General features: G+C 36.5%; 7 protein-coding genes. 4 read left to right on the forward strand and 3 right to left on the reverse strand.

All coding sequences use genetic code 11. The features are described from left to right. The first annotated feature begins 107 nt into the window (after window positions 1-107). Window positions 108-1,865, forward strand: coding sequence for an aromatic amino acid hydroxylase (locus tag B0A80_RS09270; protein ID WP_089077100.1), 1,758 nt, complete (start codon window positions 108-110; stop codon window positions 1,863-1,865). 243 nt (window positions 1,866-2,108) lie between these two features. Here the strand turns inward: B0A80_RS09270 and B0A80_RS09275 are convergent, their stop codons facing one another. Then, window positions 2,109-2,738, reverse strand: a complete 630-nt coding sequence (locus B0A80_RS09275) for a DUF4230 domain-containing protein (RefSeq protein WP_089077124.1) — start codon at window positions 2,736-2,738, stop codon at window positions 2,109-2,111. Window positions 2,739-3,286: 548 nt separating this feature from the next. On the opposite strand from B0A80_RS09275, the gene B0A80_RS09280 reads away from it, so the two are divergent. From B0A80_RS09280 to B0A80_RS09290, 3 genes are read left to right on the forward strand one after another with little or no spacing between them, the layout of a single operon-like run. Then, complete coding sequence (locus B0A80_RS09280) at window positions 3,287-7,867, forward strand: Ig-like domain-containing protein (protein ID WP_089077101.1); 4,581 nt, start codon at window positions 3,287-3,289, stop codon at window positions 7,865-7,867. 58 nt (window positions 7,868-7,925) lie between these two features. Further along, window positions 7,926-8,849 carry a PorP/SprF family type IX secretion system membrane protein gene (locus B0A80_RS09285; protein ID WP_089077102.1) on the forward strand — a complete coding sequence of 308 codons (924 nt, stop codon included), beginning with the start codon at window positions 7,926-7,928 and terminating at the stop codon, window positions 8,847-8,849. 11 nt (window positions 8,850-8,860) lie between these two features. Then, the gene (locus tag B0A80_RS09290) at window positions 8,861-10,798 is read left to right on the forward strand and encodes an OmpA family protein (RefSeq protein ID WP_089077103.1); all 1,938 of its coding nucleotides are present in this window, start codon (window positions 8,861-8,863) and stop codon (window positions 10,796-10,798) included. A 91-nt stretch (window positions 10,799-10,889) separates the two neighbouring features. Here B0A80_RS09290 and tamL read toward each other — a convergent pair whose 3' ends face one another. Further along, window positions 10,890-13,208, reverse strand: a complete 2,319-nt coding sequence (gene tamL / locus B0A80_RS09295) for a translocation and assembly module lipoprotein TamL (protein ID WP_089077104.1) — start codon at window positions 13,206-13,208, stop codon at window positions 10,890-10,892. Further along, entirely contained in the window at window positions 13,192-18,282 is a 5,091-nt protein-coding gene (locus B0A80_RS09300; protein WP_165769239.1) for a translocation/assembly module TamB domain-containing protein, read from the reverse strand. Before B0A80_RS09300 ends, tamL begins: the two co-directional genes overlap by 17 nt. Window positions 18,283-18,337: the final 55 nt, after the last annotated feature.

The raw sequence follows: 18,337 nt of genomic DNA on the forward strand, positions 1-18,337 counted from the left end.
ACGAAAAATGCAATTAAAAAACATTTCGGATAAAAAAATTGATATAAATAGCAAAAATTAGCACTGTAAATCCGTAATTTTACATTCTAATCTACAACGTTTTCGAAATGAATGCAAGTATTGAAACAAACCCGTTACTAGAGCGATTGCCTAAACATTTAAAGCAATTTATTAAACCTCAGGATTATGGTGATTATACACCAATTAATCAAGCTGTTTGGCGTTATGTAATGCGTAAAAATGTAGATTATCTTTCAAGAGTTGCGCATCATTCTTATCTGGACGGTTTGAAAAAAACCGGAATCGAAATTGACTCTATTCCAAGTATGTACGGAATGAATCGAATTCTGACTGAAATTGGTTGGGCAGCTGTTGCGGTGGATGGATTTATTCCACCAAACGCTTTTATGGAATTTCAGGCGTATAACGTTTTGGTTATTGCTTCAGATATTCGTCAACTGGAACATATCGAATATACTCCGGCACCGGATATTATTCATGAAGGTGCGGGACATGCTCCTATTATCGCTAATCCTGAATATGCGGAGTACTTAAGACGTTTTGGAGAAATTGGCTGTAAAGCTATTTCATCTCATAAAGATTACCAGATGTATGAAGCGATTCGACTACTTTCTATTTTGAAAGAAGCGGAAGATACGCCTCAGGAAAAAATAGACGAAGCGGAGAAAGCAGTTGCCGATTTACAAAACAATATGGGCGAATTGTCTGAAATGGCACAAATTCGAAACCTGCATTGGTGGACAGTAGAATATGGCTTAATCGGAACCGTTGAAAATCCGAAAATATATGGCGCGGGCTTACTATCCTCTATTGGGGAGAGCGCTTGGTGCATGACAGATAATGTAAAGAAAATCCCTTATAACATTTCTGCAGCCAATCAAAACTTTGATATTACACAATTACAGCCTCAACTTTTTGTAACACCAAATTTTTCCTATTTGAGTTTGGTTTTAGAAGAATTTGCCAATAAAATGGCTTTAAGAACAGGAGGTCTTTCCGGTATACAAAAACTAATTCACTCTAATGCTTTAGGAACAATTGAGTTGAGTACCGGTTTACAGATTTCAGGTGTTTTTACCAATGTTCTGGAAGACGAAGGAAAACCTATCTACATTCAGACTACCGGGAAAACGGCTTTATCCTACCGTGAAAAAGAATTAGTTGGTCACGGAACGCTAACGCATCCTCATGGATTTGGAAGTCCGATTGGAAAACTAAAAGGCTTCAATTTAGCGATCGAAGATATGAGCCCAAAAGATTTACAGGCTTACTCTATCGTAGAAAATGAAACTGTGAAATTAGAATTTGAAGGTGATATTATTGTAGAAGGTGAAATCATTACCGGTTCAAGAAATTTACACGGCGAAATCATTTTAATCAGTTTCAGAAATTGTACTGTAACTCATGGCGAAACCATTTTGTTTCAGCCTGAATGGGGAAATTATGATATGGCAATTGGTAAAAAAGTCATTTCGGCTTTTTCCGGTCCGGCTGATGTGAACAGTTTTGACCTGATCGATACCGTACCCAAAACAACTACTATAAAAGCACAACATACTGCCGAACGTGACGATCTGGAAATCCTTTATCAAACCGTTCGCCTGACCAGAGAAAATAAAAGTGCTACAACTGAGTTAAACACTGTATTTCATAAACTGAAAGAATCTCATCCTAATGATTGGTTATTGGCTGTGGAAATCGTCGAGCTTTTGGAGCGTTCAAATGAGAAACAACTTTTACAGGAAGTTCTGGTTCATTTGGATCAATTAAAAGAAAAACGCCCTGAAGTGGCACATTTGATTTCTGGAGGCTTAGATCTGATTTTTGATAAAGAAGCGGTTTAGTTTAGAAGTTATTCTAAGTTGCTAAGGTTCTGAGATACTAAGGTTCTAAGTTTTTAAAACAATTATATTAAATCCGACAGGTTTTAAAAACCTGTCGGATTTTGTGCTTTTATAATATTTAGAGCGAAGGGAGAAATCCAACCTTTGTCAGGCTTCATACGAAGATTTCTCCTTCCGCCCGAAATGACAATATTGAAAAAATCTCAGAACCTTAGCGTCTTAGCCTCTTAGTACCTCAAAAAACTAAAGCTTCAAGTCCTCGCTAAACTCCTTTTCAGACTGGATTGTTTTTCCATTGTATTGCAGTTTCCAACCCATTGAATTGGTTAGAATTAAAATCTTTGATAATTCGCTGATCAATCGGTTTTGAGCATTTGTTTTTAAGGTAGATTTCTCTATTTTTTTGGCCAGATTTGCTTTTACCGATTTGTTGATCTTGTTGTAATCGTCACCCGTAAATGGATTCAGTTTACTTTGTTCAACATCATAAAACTGTATATCAGGGTTGATGGTGATTTCTTCTTTTGGAATATTTAAAATGGTAATCGTTTTGTTTTTTTCATCGATATCATATTTCACTTTGTGTAAATCGTAGGCTACAGTAACATTTGCGTTTACCACTACAAGTGCTTTTTTCTCAAAAGAAACCATGTCCATTAAATACTTCTGCTGGTTTTTATAAGTAATAACTTCTGAAAAATGGCCTTCGGTAACTACCAGTTTACCAACATTTAAGATTTGCTGCTGAATAAGATTGGTATTATAATCAATAGTTGAATCGTCGTCTTTTTTGAATTCACAATATTTGAAAGCCAGCACTATGACAAGTACAGCTACACCTAAAACTATTATTCTCTTTACTAAATTTTGCATTCTATCCATTTATTAAACCAAATTACTTCTTTTTTTTACAAATGCCCCCTATTTGGGTAAGGTTTTTTTCTTCAGATTCATTGATGTGCTACTTCTTAAAGCTAATTTCTCAAAATCGAATCGTTTTTTATTTTGGGTTTTAATGCTCTTTTAGGAATTATGCTCTGTATACGATTTCAATCTTCATCCAAAAAATTCACCCTTACCATCTGTAGATCGATCCTTTTGTAATCTTTAACTTATATCTGAATTTTTGTTCCTGCCAAAATCTAAAACACGGGAACTTTTAGCCAATCAAGTGTTACTTAAAACGACCAGTTATATCATTGATAATCCGATTATTAAATCTGAATTATTTATCTCAATTGTCCTAAATACATTTGCATTAAGTTAAGATGAAGATAGAAGATGACGCCCATCAATTCAGCTTTGAAGGCACTACTTATTTCATTATTGAGTTAAACGAAATTTTAGTGCTTTCTTCTGAATTGTCATCCTTCTAAACTTAACTATACCACAATCCAAAAACACAATTTAACGGACTCATTATGAAATTTTCAAAATTACTAAATGTGCTATTCTATATACTGCCTTTAGCCGCAATTGCCCAAACAGAAATTTCTGCTGTTGCCACAGATGCTTCTTGTACCGGTGATGGTAGAGCAGACGGTACCATTAAGATCACAGTCAAAAATGTTTCTGAACCTATAGTCTATGCTGTTGCAAAATCTCCTTATGATCCGGCAAATATCATTGCCTCTACAGATTCTCTGATTACGCATTTAGAACCGGGAGATTATTTCTACGGCTATTACGAAAACAATACTTTTATAAAAGCTGCAACTACCATAAAAGTAGGCAGTACCTATTCTTCAATTTCTCCAACTATTGGACTTTTTACCGCAAAAAATTATACTTACTGTGCATCAGATCCTGATCCTCTGGGGGATATTGCTATTAATGTCGAAAAAGGAAACCCTCCCTATACCGTTAACTTGCTAAATGCTTCAGATGGTACCGTTGTAAGAAACGTACAAACAACAACCGGTATCGTCAAACTTAGTGGTATACCAAGTGGCCAATATAAAGTTTCGGCTACAGATAATTGCGGTACTTTAATTTCACCTGTAACCGTATTGAATCTTCCGCCAAATGAAGTCCTTAAGAATTTTAACCTTGATAAAGGAACCATTAATGCTGTTGATTTAATTTATAATACTCCAAATGATGTCTGTTCCGGTATTAGCAGTGCTACCCTTCCAAACGGATTATTAGCGGTAAGTACTGGCGGCGCTTATTTTAATGCTCTTCCTGCTCTTTATGGAGTTCCGAATTTTATTTACAAATTAGAGATTCAGAACGGATCAGGTTGGGATGTTTATGACAATCTGACTCTTACTGATGTGAAGAAGAAATATGCAATGCCTTCAGATCGCTCCAAATGGGGTATTGTCCGTTTGAGCGCAACCTATTGCAACATAACAAAAACTGTTGAACTGGATTATGGAGCATCAACTATAGGGACTGTCAAACCTTTTACTGATTTTGAATTCAGTATCGAAGATGATCCTTTGAATACCAATTGCAATGACACGGGACAAGTTCTGCTAAAAAACGTACCTAAAGATCAGGGGGGCTGTCTGCCTTATACCGTAGAAGTAACAGACAACAGTACAGGTATCAAAAATACTTATACCGTTACAGGTATAAACAGTTTGGAAATTTGTAAACTAAATATTGGCAAAAGCTACACTATAAAAGTCACGGATAATACAGGAATCGCAATAAAAACTTACACTTTTACGAACAATACCTCCAACACTTTTTCTCAAAAACCTGTTATTACTGATCCTAAAAATGTTTTTATTGATCCCAATTATTTTGCTCCCGATAAAGACATCAAAGCCAAAATACAATTTTTCACAGGGCCAAGTGCTACATTTTTTGGTAAATGTGCACTGGCAGTATATCCTCCTATGGCCACTCCCGGTTATGTAGGCTTGCAAGGTAAAGTTACCGTAAGTCTTGTAAACGGTCCGTCACCACTGGCAGTAACCTACAAAGAACCTATTTTCGGATTAGGAAATGAATTACTTCCAGGAACTTATACCATAAGAATAAAAGATTCGGCTTGTTTTGATGAAGAATTTCAAGTGGTTTTAGACAGTTATTTTACAAAAATTGAAATCACCAACGTTAGTTTTAATCCAGGCGCCTCAAGATGTGATCGTTATAACAAAAATGTAACTATAAAAGTATCAGCTGTCGGTACAGGTGCAATAAACAGTACATTGGCCAGTTTTTATGGAAATAACCAAATTTTCCCCGGAATTGTCAGTGGACCTGCAGGCATGGGAACTTTTAATGCCATTTTAGGTTCTAATTCTTTAAAAGAGGGAATCAGTAATTTTTCTTTTTTTCAGGATATAGCAGGAAAATATGAAATAGGGATAGCCAGAAAATTTATAGGTGGAAGACCTCTCTTGCAAAGCGAATTAATTGAAAACACTCAAACTGCTTTTGTAGATGTTCAACCTAATTTCCCTGCGTTTGATTTATCTAAATCCGGCGGAATTGTCTGTTTGGGAAATACAACAGGAGATCTTTATACCCAGGTAGATCAGGTCACCGAAACGGTCACTTACTTTATAAAAAAAGAAACAGATTCCGATTTTCCGTCAACAGGACAATCAAGCCCTGTATTTAAAGGACTGACACCGGGAAATTATATTGTAAAAGCAAAAACAGCCTGCTATGAAGTCTTACAGCCTCTAATTTTAAGAAGTTCATTTTCACAATTAATAAATGGTGGGGACAGGGCTGTTTGTATCGGAGGTGATATCAAATTGTCTATCATACAAATGGGACCGATAAACTCGATAAAATGGACACTGCCAGACGGTACCCAAATTGATGCCCCTGAATTAAACATCAATAATGTAACGGCTGCCCAAATTGGTACTTACAAAGTAGAGATTAATTCTTTCGGAGGATGTTATTTCACCGAATCTATCAACATTACACTTGGAGGTCTGCCAACTCCAACAGGAAATTCTACTCAACAATTTTGTGCTGCTGCTAAAGCCACTGTAGCAGATTTAATTACTGTAGAAACTAATGTTGTTTGGTACGATGCAGCTATAGCTGGAAATATAATTCCGTCTGCAACATTACTAATTGATGGTAAAACTTATTACGCAGCAGCAAAGACAAGTACATGTGAGAGTACAAACCGTTTAGCTGTAACCGTTAGCATCAGTGATCCAAAAACACCAACGGGTGCTGCTACGCAAGAGTTCTGTGCGGCAACAAACGCTACAGTAGCAGACTTAGCAGCTTCCGGAACCAGTATTATCTGGTACGATGCATTAACAGGAGGAAATATAATTCCGTCCTCAACACTATTAATGGATGGCAAAACTTATTACGCAACAGCAAAGACAGGTACATGTGAGAGTACTAATCGTTTAGCTGTAACCGTTAGCATCAGTGATCCAAAAATACCAACGGGTGCTGCTACGCAACAGTTCTGTGCAGCAACAAACGCTACAGTAGCAGACTTAGCAGCTTCCGGAACCAGTATTATCTGGTACGATGCATTTACAGGAGGAAATATAATTCCGTCCTCAACACTATTAATGGATGGTAAAACTTATTACGCAACAGCAAAGACAGGTACATGTGAGAGTACAAATCGTTTAGCTGTAACCGTTAGTATCAGTGATCCAAAAACACCAACGGGTGCTGCTACGCAACAATTTTGTGCAGCAACAAAAGCAACAGTAGCAGACTTAACAGCCTCCGGAACCGGTGTTATCTGGTACGATGCCTTAACAGGAGGAAATATAATTGCATCCACAACACTATTAATTGATGGTAAAAACTATTACGCAGCGGTAAAGACAGGTACATGTGAGAGTACAAATCGTTTAACCATTACCGTTAGCATCGCTGATCCAGTAACACCAACTGGGGCTGCTACGCAACAATTCTGTGCAACAACAAACGCTACAGTAGCAGACTTAACAGCCTCCGGAACCGGTGTTATCTGGTACGATGCCTTAACAGGAGGAAGTATTATTCCATCCACAACACTATTAATGGATGGTAAAAACTATTACGCAGCGGCAAAGTCAGGTACATGTGAGAGTACAAACCGTTTAACCGTTACTGCAATTGTTAAAAATGATCTTCCTGATAAAGATCCTGATTGGCTTACGTCGGCCTGTATTTCAGAAAAAGTAACCTACACTACTGCGGCCGGAATGTCGTCCTACAATTGGCTCGTTTCAAATGAAGGCACTATCGTAAATGGAGGTCAGCAATCAGATGATTTTGTAACAGTTTTGTGGAATAATGCCGGAAAAGGGGCTGTAGAAGTCAATTATATTGATGAAACTAAATGCAATCCTCTTGTAAATATTAATTTTTCTATAGAGATAAAGTCCTGTTTAAAGCCTAATGAAGATGCAGATATTGAGATAAGGAAAACTATAAATAACCCAATGGCAAACATCGGTCAACAGGTCGTGTTTACCATATCTGCTGAGAATCTGGGAGGAAATAATTTCAACAATGTTCAAATTAGAGATATACTTCCATCTGGATATATGTATACCTCATCCAAAACTTCTTCAGGAGATTATAATATAACAACCGGACTATGGAATTTGCCTGAATTGTTAGCCAAACAAACAGAAACATTGACGATAACAGCAAAAGTAAAAGCAACAGGCGATTATCTGAACATTGCTTTTCTGGAAAATTCAACTCCGGAAGATCACAATCCGAATAATAATAAAGCGCAGGCGGGCATTACAAATCCGGAGGTAATTGTTTTCAACATGGTTTCTCCAAATGGAGAAGGCAAAAATGATTACTTCGAGATTAGGGGTCTGGAACGGTATCCAAATAATTCGGTAACCATATATAATTCCTGGGGAGTCATAGTGTTTGATACTACTAATTATGGTGCAAACGATCATTTTTTTCGTGGAATTTCTGAAGGAAGAGCAACGGTAAACCAAAATGTAGGATTACCCCCAGGAACCTACTTTTATGTGCTTTCCTATGGAAACGGTGCGCTGATGACAGAAAAAAGCGGATACTTACATCTTACTTCCAGATAAAACAAAGAAGATTTCAACGTCCTCTCCCAAAGAAATTTCATTAAAAATAAATATACAAATGAAAAAGAGTTTAATTTTTTTAAGGTTCTTATTGCTTTTCAATGTAATAAATATGGCGGCTCAGCAAAATGCTCAATACACACAATACATGTACAATACCATAAATATTAATCCTGCTTATGCCGGATCAAGAGGTATGCTAAGTACTTTTGCGCTGTATCGAGCGCAATGGGTAGGCCTTGAAGGAGCTCCAAAAACCAGCGCTTTTTCAATTAACACCCCTATAAACGACAGTAATTTAGGTATCGGTGTTTCTCTTGTAAATGACAAAATTGGCGCTTCTGATAAAAGCTCTTTATCGACTGACTTTTCTTATACGGTTCAGACTTCAGATAATTTTAAACTTTCATTCGGGCTTAAAGGAACTGTTAGTCTATTTAATCTGGACACTAGTAGGCTCAATCCCGCAGATTTGGACGATCCGAATTTACAAAATTTAAATAATGTCATATCTCCAAATATAGGAGCCGGGATCTATTGGCATTCTGACAAAGCTTACATCGGTTTATCGGCACCGGATTTTATAGTGACCAATTATTATGACAATAATGAAGTAGCCATATTCAAAAACAAAATTAACTACTACTTAATAGGGGGATATGTATTCAATTTAAGTCCTTACAATAATATAAAATTCAAACCTGCAGTGCTCGCAAAAGTAGTACAAGGTGCTCCATTGCAGGTGGATGCCTCCGCCAATTTTATGTTCAACAATAAATTTATGGTTGGAATCGCCTACCGATGGGATGCCGCTTTCAGTACCATGGCCGGTTTTCAGCTTACAGATGGTATGTACATCGGTTACGGTTATGACCTTGAATCTTCAAAACTAAACAATTACAGTAATGGTTCGCATGAAGTATTCCTGCGTTTTGAGTTTATCAGAAAACAAAGCAGAATGACAACCCCTCGTTTCTTTTAAAATTATTTACTATGAAGAATTATATACCCTTTTATCTATTAATACTAAGTTTTTTTTCATTTCATACTTATTCTCAAAAGAATAAAATAGCTACGGCAGACAAACAATATGCCAACTACGCTTATATTAATGCGATTGAAACCTATGAAAGAGTAGCTTCAAAGGGCTACAAGTCTGCAGACATGTTCAAAAAACTGGGCAACTCTTTTTACTTTAATGCTGAATTTGATAAAGCTGCAAAATGGTATGACGAGTTATTTGCCATAACTAACGATGTAGAGCCCGAATACTATTACCGATATGCACAATCGTTAAAATCGACAAATCGCACAGAGAAAGCCAATCAAATGCTTGATTTATTCTTTCAGTATTCAAAGAATGATACAAGGGGGAAACTGTACAAAAAAAATGAAAACTATCTGGATTTGATTAAAGCCAATTCCGGACGCTATACGATTGAAGATTCAGGGATAAACAGTAAATTTTCGGATTACGGAACAACATTTTTCCAAAATAAAATTGTTTTCACCACCGCAAGAGATACAGGAGGACTGGGACAACAAAGACATAAATGGACAGGTGAAAGTTTCACCAACCTTTATGAAGCTGTCCTGGATGAAAACTTCAATCCAAGCGTACCTAAAAAAATAAAATCAAAAATCAATAGTAAGTTTCACGAATCCACTCCCACTTTTACAAAAGACGGAACAACTGTTTATTTTACTCGCAATAATTATATGGATGGAAAAAAAGGGAAAAATGAACAAAAAACCACCTTTATAAAAATATACAAAGCCACTCTTAATCAAAAGAAGGAGTGGGACAATATCACAGAATTACCTTTTAACAGTAATAACTACAGTACAGCACATCCTACTCTCAGTCCGGATGAAAAGACTTTATATTTTGCTTCAGATATGCCCGGAACAATAGGACAATCTGATATTTACAAGGTCAAAATCCTAAGTACCGGAGGATACAGCTCCCCTCAAAATTTAGGCCCCGGAATCAACACCGAAGGAAAAGAAACATTTCCCTTCGTAACCGATGAAAATGAAATTTATTTTGCTTCAGACGGACATCCGGGACTTGGCGGTTTAGATGTTTTTGTTGGAAAAATAAACGATGCCGGAGTTAGTAATATTCAAAATTTAGGCGCAGATGTCAATTCTCCTAATGATGATTTTGCTTATATTATTGACATCAAATCCCGAAGAGGCTTTTTTTCATCGAACAGAAAAGGCGGACAAGGATCGGATGATATTTATAAATTTTTAGAGACAAAAAAAATAAATACTGACTACCAATTATATGGAGTTGTGACTGATCTGGACACGAATGAAATTTTACCAAATGCCAAAATCACCTTGTATGATCAGGACATGAAAGTAAAAGATTCAACTCTCACCGATGAGAAGGGAAATTATAGTTTCATTTTAGATCCTGAAACTCCTTATTATATTAGGGCCGAAAAAGAAAACTACAGCACCTGGGAACAAAAAATACTGGTATCAAAAGACCGTCCAAAAGCCTATTTACCGATTCCACTTGAAAAATCCCGCTACCAGGTAACCGTTGGGGATAATTTAGGTAAAGTTTTTGGTATCAAAACGATTTACTTCGATTTGGACAAATTCAATATTGGTAAAGAAGCTGCTTTAGACCTTGAAAAAATACTGGATGTACTAAACCTTTATCCAAAAATGAAATTAGATATTCGTTCTCATACAGACAGCCGTCAGACGCATAAATACAATCAGCTACTGTCTGATAGAAGAGCTAAATCTACTATCGACTGGCTTATTAAACATGGGGTTGATAAAAACAGATTAACGGGCAAAGGTTATGGTGAAACACAACTTGTAAACCATTGTTCTGATAATGAAAATTGCACGGAAGAAGAGCATCAAATGAACAGAAGAAGCGAATTTATTATTTCCGGATTGTAAAAATAATTGTTCTAAACCGCAGGAATAAAAGTTTAAAGTAAGCTTTCTATTCCTGCGGTTATTTTATTCTGTCTGTTCTAAAAACATAAAATCAGAACGGGTATCCAATGGCGATGTTTAAAATCAAGTTCTCTTTTCTCCAGGGACCACTTCCAAAATTAATATCATCGATTACCCATCTCTGACCTTGCGGTAAATAGGGTTTTCTCAACGGAAATGCCAAATCGGTTCTTAAAACTAAAAAAGACAAATCAAAACGCAAGCCGGCTCCGGCTCCTACGGCAATGTCTTTCATAAAATCTTTGGTAATTTCTCCACCAGACTTATTGGGATCGGCATTTAAAAGCCAAACGTTTCCGGCATCTACAAATAACGCTCCGCGAACAATACTAAAAAGTTTGGCTCTGTATTCGGTACTAAACTCCAGTTTCAAATCGCCTGACTGATCCGGAAGAAAATTATTAGTCGTTTGTGTATTAAGATAACTTCCCGGCCCGAGTGATCTGGCTCTAAAAGCCCGAATGCTATTGGTTCCTCCTACCACAAATTGTTTAGCCGTTGGCAAAGCCCTTGAATTTCCGTACGGAAGTCCTATTCCTAAAATAATCCTGCTGGCCAATTCACTTTCTTTACCCAGTTTTAAATAATGTCTTAGATCACCTCTCATTTTTACATATTGGCTAAAAGGAACATCAAAAATATTTTTCTGATTCCCATCTTTAACATTTGCTCCTGTTACCAGACCTGTAACGTTTCCTGCCAAATCTAAATCACCACTAAAATAAAACGTATTTTTTCTACGCTTTTGCATCGTATTGGTATAGGTATACGTATAAGTTGGCCCAAAAATCAATTGTTTTTCAATTATCTTTTCTAATGACGGGTCTTCTTGAATATCTGCTAAATATTCAGCCGTCACGTGATTGGGGCTTACATAGGTCACATCAATTACATTCAGTTGATGTTCTTTTCGAATATTCTCTTTCCACTGGTATCCAAAAGACGTTTTAAAAGAGTTTAAAGCATACAATTGTGTTCTGTTTTGATATTCATACCTTACTGTTGCTTTGGTTCTCGGCACATATTCGCTGGAACCTTCAATATGAAAAAACGGAACGATAAATCTTGGCCAGGTCAAACTGGTTTCTGTTCCCAGCTTATAAATGTTTTTCCCGTTATTGGCTCCTGAAAGCTGAAAATCGGCACCACCAAAAATGGAAACCGTAAACAATTCTGCCCCTCGAAATAAGTTTCTGTTGTTCCAGTTGATATTAATCTCACTACCGGTATAACTGGCCGAGTTCGTTTTTCCCAAAACTTCTACACGAATAAATTTCTTCGGTAAAAGCGTCAAATAATAATACGAATCCAACGCATTGGGTAAACTATCTGAAGGCTTAAATTCATTTTTCACAAAACTAAACGTTCCCAAATTTACGAAACGATTTAGGGTCAGATTGTGGTCTTTACGGTTGTAGAAATCTCCCTTTTTGAAGTGAATGGCGCGATCAAAAACTCTTGGCTTAAAACTGTCAGCTGTATCAATAATGGTGAAGTCTTTATATTGAATAATATCTTTCGGCTGATATTTTACACTGTCTTTTGAAATGGTAAAATTCGGGTAGACTACAATTTTATTGATCTTATAGGCTGTAAGCGCTTTTGGAGGCGTATCCGCTTTAATTACCAATCTAATTTTTACTTCATGATCGCCTTTGCTGCTGTCTACCTGTGCCAAAAGATAATCGGGGTTAAAATAATAATACCCTTTCTCCTTCAATCTGGCGTCTATACGTTCGCGTTCTGCTTTAATAACATCCAAATCATACGGCTGCCCCACTTTCAAGAGACTTCTTCGGCTTGACCTTCCGATTATTCTGGACATGGCCAATGAATCGTCAGGAAAAATCACGCTTTTAATAATGTATTGCTTTTTGGGTACCACTGTATATTCTGCTGTAACTCTTTTATGGCTAACAGTTGAATCGGCACTGACACGGGTTTTAAAATACCCTCTGTTTTCTGTAAAATTGCGAAGGACGGATGCATTATACTCTAAATCAACTTTACTAAAAAGTACAGGAGGTTCTCCCACTTTAGTACGCAGCCAATATCGGATTCCCTTTTGTTTTTTAGGTTCTCCGGCGATATTATAAAACCATAACTTAGGACGTAATCCCAGGAATTGTTTATTGGGTTTAGGACGCAGTAAATCATTCAGTTCATTTTCCAGTTCTTTTCGTTCTTTCTTTTTAAGAATTGAATCTTTTACGGTTACCGAACCTCCTGTGTATAATAAATCTCCCTCCGGCAAATATTTTGTGTTACTGCATCCAAAAACAAAAAATAAGGACAGCACAACAAAATATCTGACATATTTCATTCTTATATTGTTATGTTTTTTGCTCATTCCCTTCTATTTGATTTTCCTTTTTTTGCTTCTCCTCTTTCTCTTTCAGTTTCTTTTTTTCGTTGCGTAATTTTTCTTCTCTAATCATTTCTTTTTCGGCTGCACTTCGATGAAAAAGTTCACGGAATTTATTGTAACTCATCGTGATGATAAAAGCAACACCGGTTTCAACTACCTGACCTTCGACCGCCACCTGATATTCATTTTTTCGGTAAGCCCGAACCATATAACGGCCGTCTTTGGTTAATTGATAATCCAATGCCACGTCTCCCGCAATATTGGCACTTTGCTCGTTGGCTCGCTCCTGACCTTCAACGGCAAAACTGCTCCCTACGGTAACTTTTAATCGATCGTTTAACAACTTTTTGGAAACCCCGACGTTCAGATCGGTTCTGTTTTCTCTGTTACCGGATGTATAATCGTCTGTTGACTCGAGATCAAACTCTAACTGAACTCCGGTGATTAATTCTCCGGCAAGATCATTTAATTGCTGTGACAAAATTTTACTCACACTTTGGCGTGCGAGAGATTCTGCACTGGTTCCCCCGCTTTCGCTCGAAAATGGGTTTTCACCAATAAATCGGTTCAATAGTAAAAGAGCAAAAACCTGTTTGTTCAATTCCGCCGGTTCTTGTCTTAACTGCTGGAGTTTTGCTTTGGTAAGTGATACTACATTTGCAGAAACATCATTATTGCCCTCCGGAAGTACAATATCAAAAGTGATTTCCGGTTTTAAAAGCTCCCCGTTCATTTTCAACAAGGTCTGAAACGGAATTTTCTGCTTATAGGTGTTTCGCTCAGTAGGGTTATCCGTTGGCAATTGATTGCCCAATAAGTCTATTGGTGCGGTGTTTACTTTATAAATCGCCGTAATATTCAGATTGGCCATGGTAGGTTCACCGTTCCAAATGATGTAACTCCCTTTCTGAATATCAAATTTTCGTCGGATCATGTTGAAATTCATCTCATAAGCCCCATCTGAAAACTCATATTTACCGGTTAAAGTTGTTTTCCCTGACGGATCGATTCCACCGGTAAGTTCGGCTTCTCCTTTTAGATTCAGATAATCACCGTTCCCTTTATCGATAACCAAAGTAAGTTCTGCCTCTTTGTCGATGGCAATAGCCACACTGACGTCCATACCCACTAACCGCGACTGATTGAGTTTTTGCTCCATCGCAACAGTCTGTTTCAGATATTGATTGTCTTCGTCTACAAATTCAACTATCCCTTCCCGATCGGCGATTGAAGGATCTGATTGCGGCATCACAACTGTAAACTTAGTGTCTTTATTTATTTTAATAGTTCCGCCAACTACAGGATTTTCGAGCGTTCCTTTGATATTCAGCTTGCTGTCTAACACCAAATCTCCATAAAACAAATCATTGTCTTTTTCCTGCGAATGTATCGCTCTGAAATTATCTGCCACTACAGTTAAGCCAAAGTCAAATTTGGTATAATCTGTTGCTTTAATGGTTCCGTTTACAATCAGTTCATTGTCGTTTTCATCCTGAAAAGTAAACGTATCAAAAGTGATAATATCATCCTGAAGTGTTATTTTTTCGTCAGCTGTTTTGTAGTAGGAATTAAATTTTGTTATTCTGAAACCTGTCTCTTTAAATTCCAGTGCTCCGTTTACTTTTGGCGCGGCAGCATTTCCGGTAATTTTAAAATTCCCTGCTAAAAATCCAGTTCCCTCAGTCAGATTGCCCATGCTGAATCCCTGAATACTTTTGATATTTAATTTGTTCAGATCCAGATTAAAATCCAGATTTCCATCGTCGATTTTATAATTTCCGGTCAGGTTTACATCATTTCCTTCTCCGCTAAGAGTAACATTGGCTGCCAGCAGATTATTGGTTTTATTGTCTACTTTTACTGTAATATCTCCAACAGGTTCTCCTTTGAAAGCAAATTGATCTACTTTTATATCCGAGGTAAAAGTAGGTTTGGTCATTACATTTTCAACCAGTGCATGCCCATTAATCAGACCCTGCATTAACAATTGATCTTTTTTGACGATGTTCATAATCGTCTCTATTTTGAAATTTACAAAATCAATCTGTAAAGGTGCACTATCCTGATCTCCGAGGGATTGAACTCTTAATTCATTACCCGAATTTTCTAAATTAAATTTATTAACATACAATCTCTTGTCTCCAAACTCCACCACATTTTCCGGATCCATATTCCATTTATCATAATTCAGAATAAAATTTTGAGCATCAATTCTGAAACTGCTTTTTGAACCGTCGTGTTTTAAGTCTCCCGCAATAAAATACTGTTGTTTCTCTTTAGCATCTTTTACTTCAAGTGCATAATCCAAAACATTATTTTCAATTTTTCCGGATAAGCTTGTAAATGGATTTTTTAAAGAACCGCTCTCAATTGTTCCAAAAGAAGCATTGTATTCTAACCCATTTTCTTTGGCTTCGATATTGATTTTCCCGTCGGCAATGGTGTTAGCGGCATATACAATTCTCGGAATACTTCCTTTTATTTCCAAAGAATCTGACACGTTATTGTACTTTCCTGATAAAGTAACAGGTTCCAACCCCGTTAATTCAGGAAGCAGTTTCAGTAACACGGGATCGTTATCAATCTTTATTGTAAAAGTCAATCGTTGCTCATCCGTTTCTCCTTTTACTTTTGGACTTTTTAAATCGATGTACTTTGACAGTGATTTTTTTAATGCTGCCGTTAAAGTCGTCAGTTTGTATTTCCCATCAACCTCCGCATTTAAAAACTGAGAAGAAACTTTGATATTGTTTCGATTTTGATCGGCAAAGGCAATCAATCTGATCGAATCGAGAACAATAGGTTCCGCTGTCTGCGCAATCTGAATGTTGGAAAGAAATACTTTTCCGTTCAAAAAATCAGGATTACTGTTGGCAATATCTGCATCAACATTTCCACGCAGTTTCATTGGACCGGCATGCAGATTTAATTTTTCCAAATCGGCAATATCCAGGTTTAATTTTAACTGAATGGAAGGGTATTTTTCTTCGGTATTTCCACTGGCCGTTAAATCGAAATGCAGGTTAGGGTCTTTCATTCCAGAGTTTAGAACAAAAGATCCTTTCTCGATATTCCCTTTTAAAGTCAGATCTTTATAGGTATATTTATTGAAAACAGCCTTCTGAACCAATCCGTCAAATTCTGCCTGTGCTGTTTTTGGATCTAATCCCTTGCCTTTTACTTTTGTTTTAAGCGTAATTCTTCCTATTGAATCGTTTTTAATCAATTTTCCTAAATCAAAATCCAGCAAATAAACAGTCGCATCGTACTTTTCTTTTTTCTTCACTCGCTGATCGAACAAAGCATCTACTTTTGCATTTCCGAAACTACTACTGAAAGCCAGCTTGGTTTTAAAATTAACAACAGAACCTTTAAACTTACCTTGTAAATTCAGCTGTGAAGGCAATTGAATATTCTTTGGAACAGTTCCCGCAGCTACAAACGAATAAATGTCTTTTGACGTGCTTGAAAGTTTTCTGATATCTAAATCGTAATCCGCTTTTTGTGCATCAGGCATCCCTTTTATCTTTCCTGAAACAGCAACTTTTGTAGCTCCGATTCCGCTCATTTCGAACTGTGCAATATTCAGATCTTTTATCTTCCCACTCAAACGTGCATTGACCTTCAAAACGGCATTTGGATTACTCTTAAACGGATTGGATTTCTGTAAATCGGGAGCGAAAAGCAGGATATCTTTAAAACCTATTTTGGACTGATTTAAATTGGCCTCTAAAGTAAGATTACCCAAATCTTTGGAAACAGAAGCGATAGAAGGATAACCCACTTTAATACCATTCTGAAAAAGTGTCTGTGGCGTTTTTAAATACAAATCATTCAGGTACGCGTTCTTTGGCCCGTAAAAGAAATTGGTTTTTAAAGCCTGAAGCTGCAAGCCGCTTTTATCGTTTAAGGTCAGCGTTTTTATATTTCCTGAAATTGTATCGTTCCCATAATACAATTTTTCTGCTTTAAAATTAACTTTACTCAGATCCATATGACTGTAATCAACTCCTTTCGAAATTGGTTTTGACTGCATATCATCAAATTTGAACGCTATATTTTGGATGTCTATAACATTCAACTTTACTTTCCATCCTGCCTGTTTTATGGCAGTAGTATCTAAATCAGGAGTTTGAAGCTGTTTGTCTTTTGCGCCCAAACGTAGATTCCCTTTTAAATTTTTAAGTTCGAAAGCTTCGAAATCCAATAATTGACGGTTCAAATCAATTTTGTTTACAGCTACATTCAACTGATCCAGTTGTATTCCGGAATCCAATTTGGAATCTTTGTTGTCGTAAACAATATCAATTTTTGCTAATCTGATGTTTCCTAACTTCAAATTGAAATCTGCTCTTTTCGAGACGGTATCTATCGTTTGCACTGATGTTTCAGCGATCTTTTCGACCACATCCTGATTCAAAACCACCTTTAATCCTCTTAGATTAATATCCGGAATATTGAAATTCATTTTATCTAAATCGAATTCCCTGAATTTGGTATCAAAATGCGTAAGTTTTACACGAGTGTCATTTTTAGAAAAATCATCTTTAAAATCAAACCTGACGTTATCCAGATTTATTTTTACAACCGAAATTTTAAAAGGTTTGCTGTTCGGATCTTCAACCTTTGGTTCTTTAGACTCAAATGCTTTAATAATATAATCAAAATTAAAAGCTCCTTTTTTGTCCCTTGAAATACGGACTGCGGTATTTTGCAGTGAAACCGAATTAATCTCCAATTCACTGTTGATCAATTTAAATAAATCAACATCCAACTCCAGACGTTTTCCGCTTAACAAAGTATCTTTTTTTTGATCTTCAAAGTAAAATCCTTCCAAAACAATGTCTTTCGGAAATTTTATCGAAATATGATCTAACGAAACTTTAGTTTTTATCTTTTTATGCAGATAAGTAATGGCCTTATCTTTTACGAAATTCTGGACGGAAGGAACCTGAATTAAGACAATAAGAAGCAGTAAAAGTGTAATTACAGAAGCCATGCACCAAAGCAGTACACGAAGTGTTTTTTTTAGAAAATGAATGATTTTCTTATTCATACGTCAATAAAACACATTTAGATTAAAGTTTGATTTGGACAAATCTGCAAAAACA

Origin of the sequence: Flavobacterium tructae, assembly GCF_002217475.1 — a bacterium.
GTDB classification, from domain to species: Bacteria; Bacteroidota; Bacteroidia; order Flavobacteriales; family Flavobacteriaceae; genus Flavobacterium; species Flavobacterium tructae.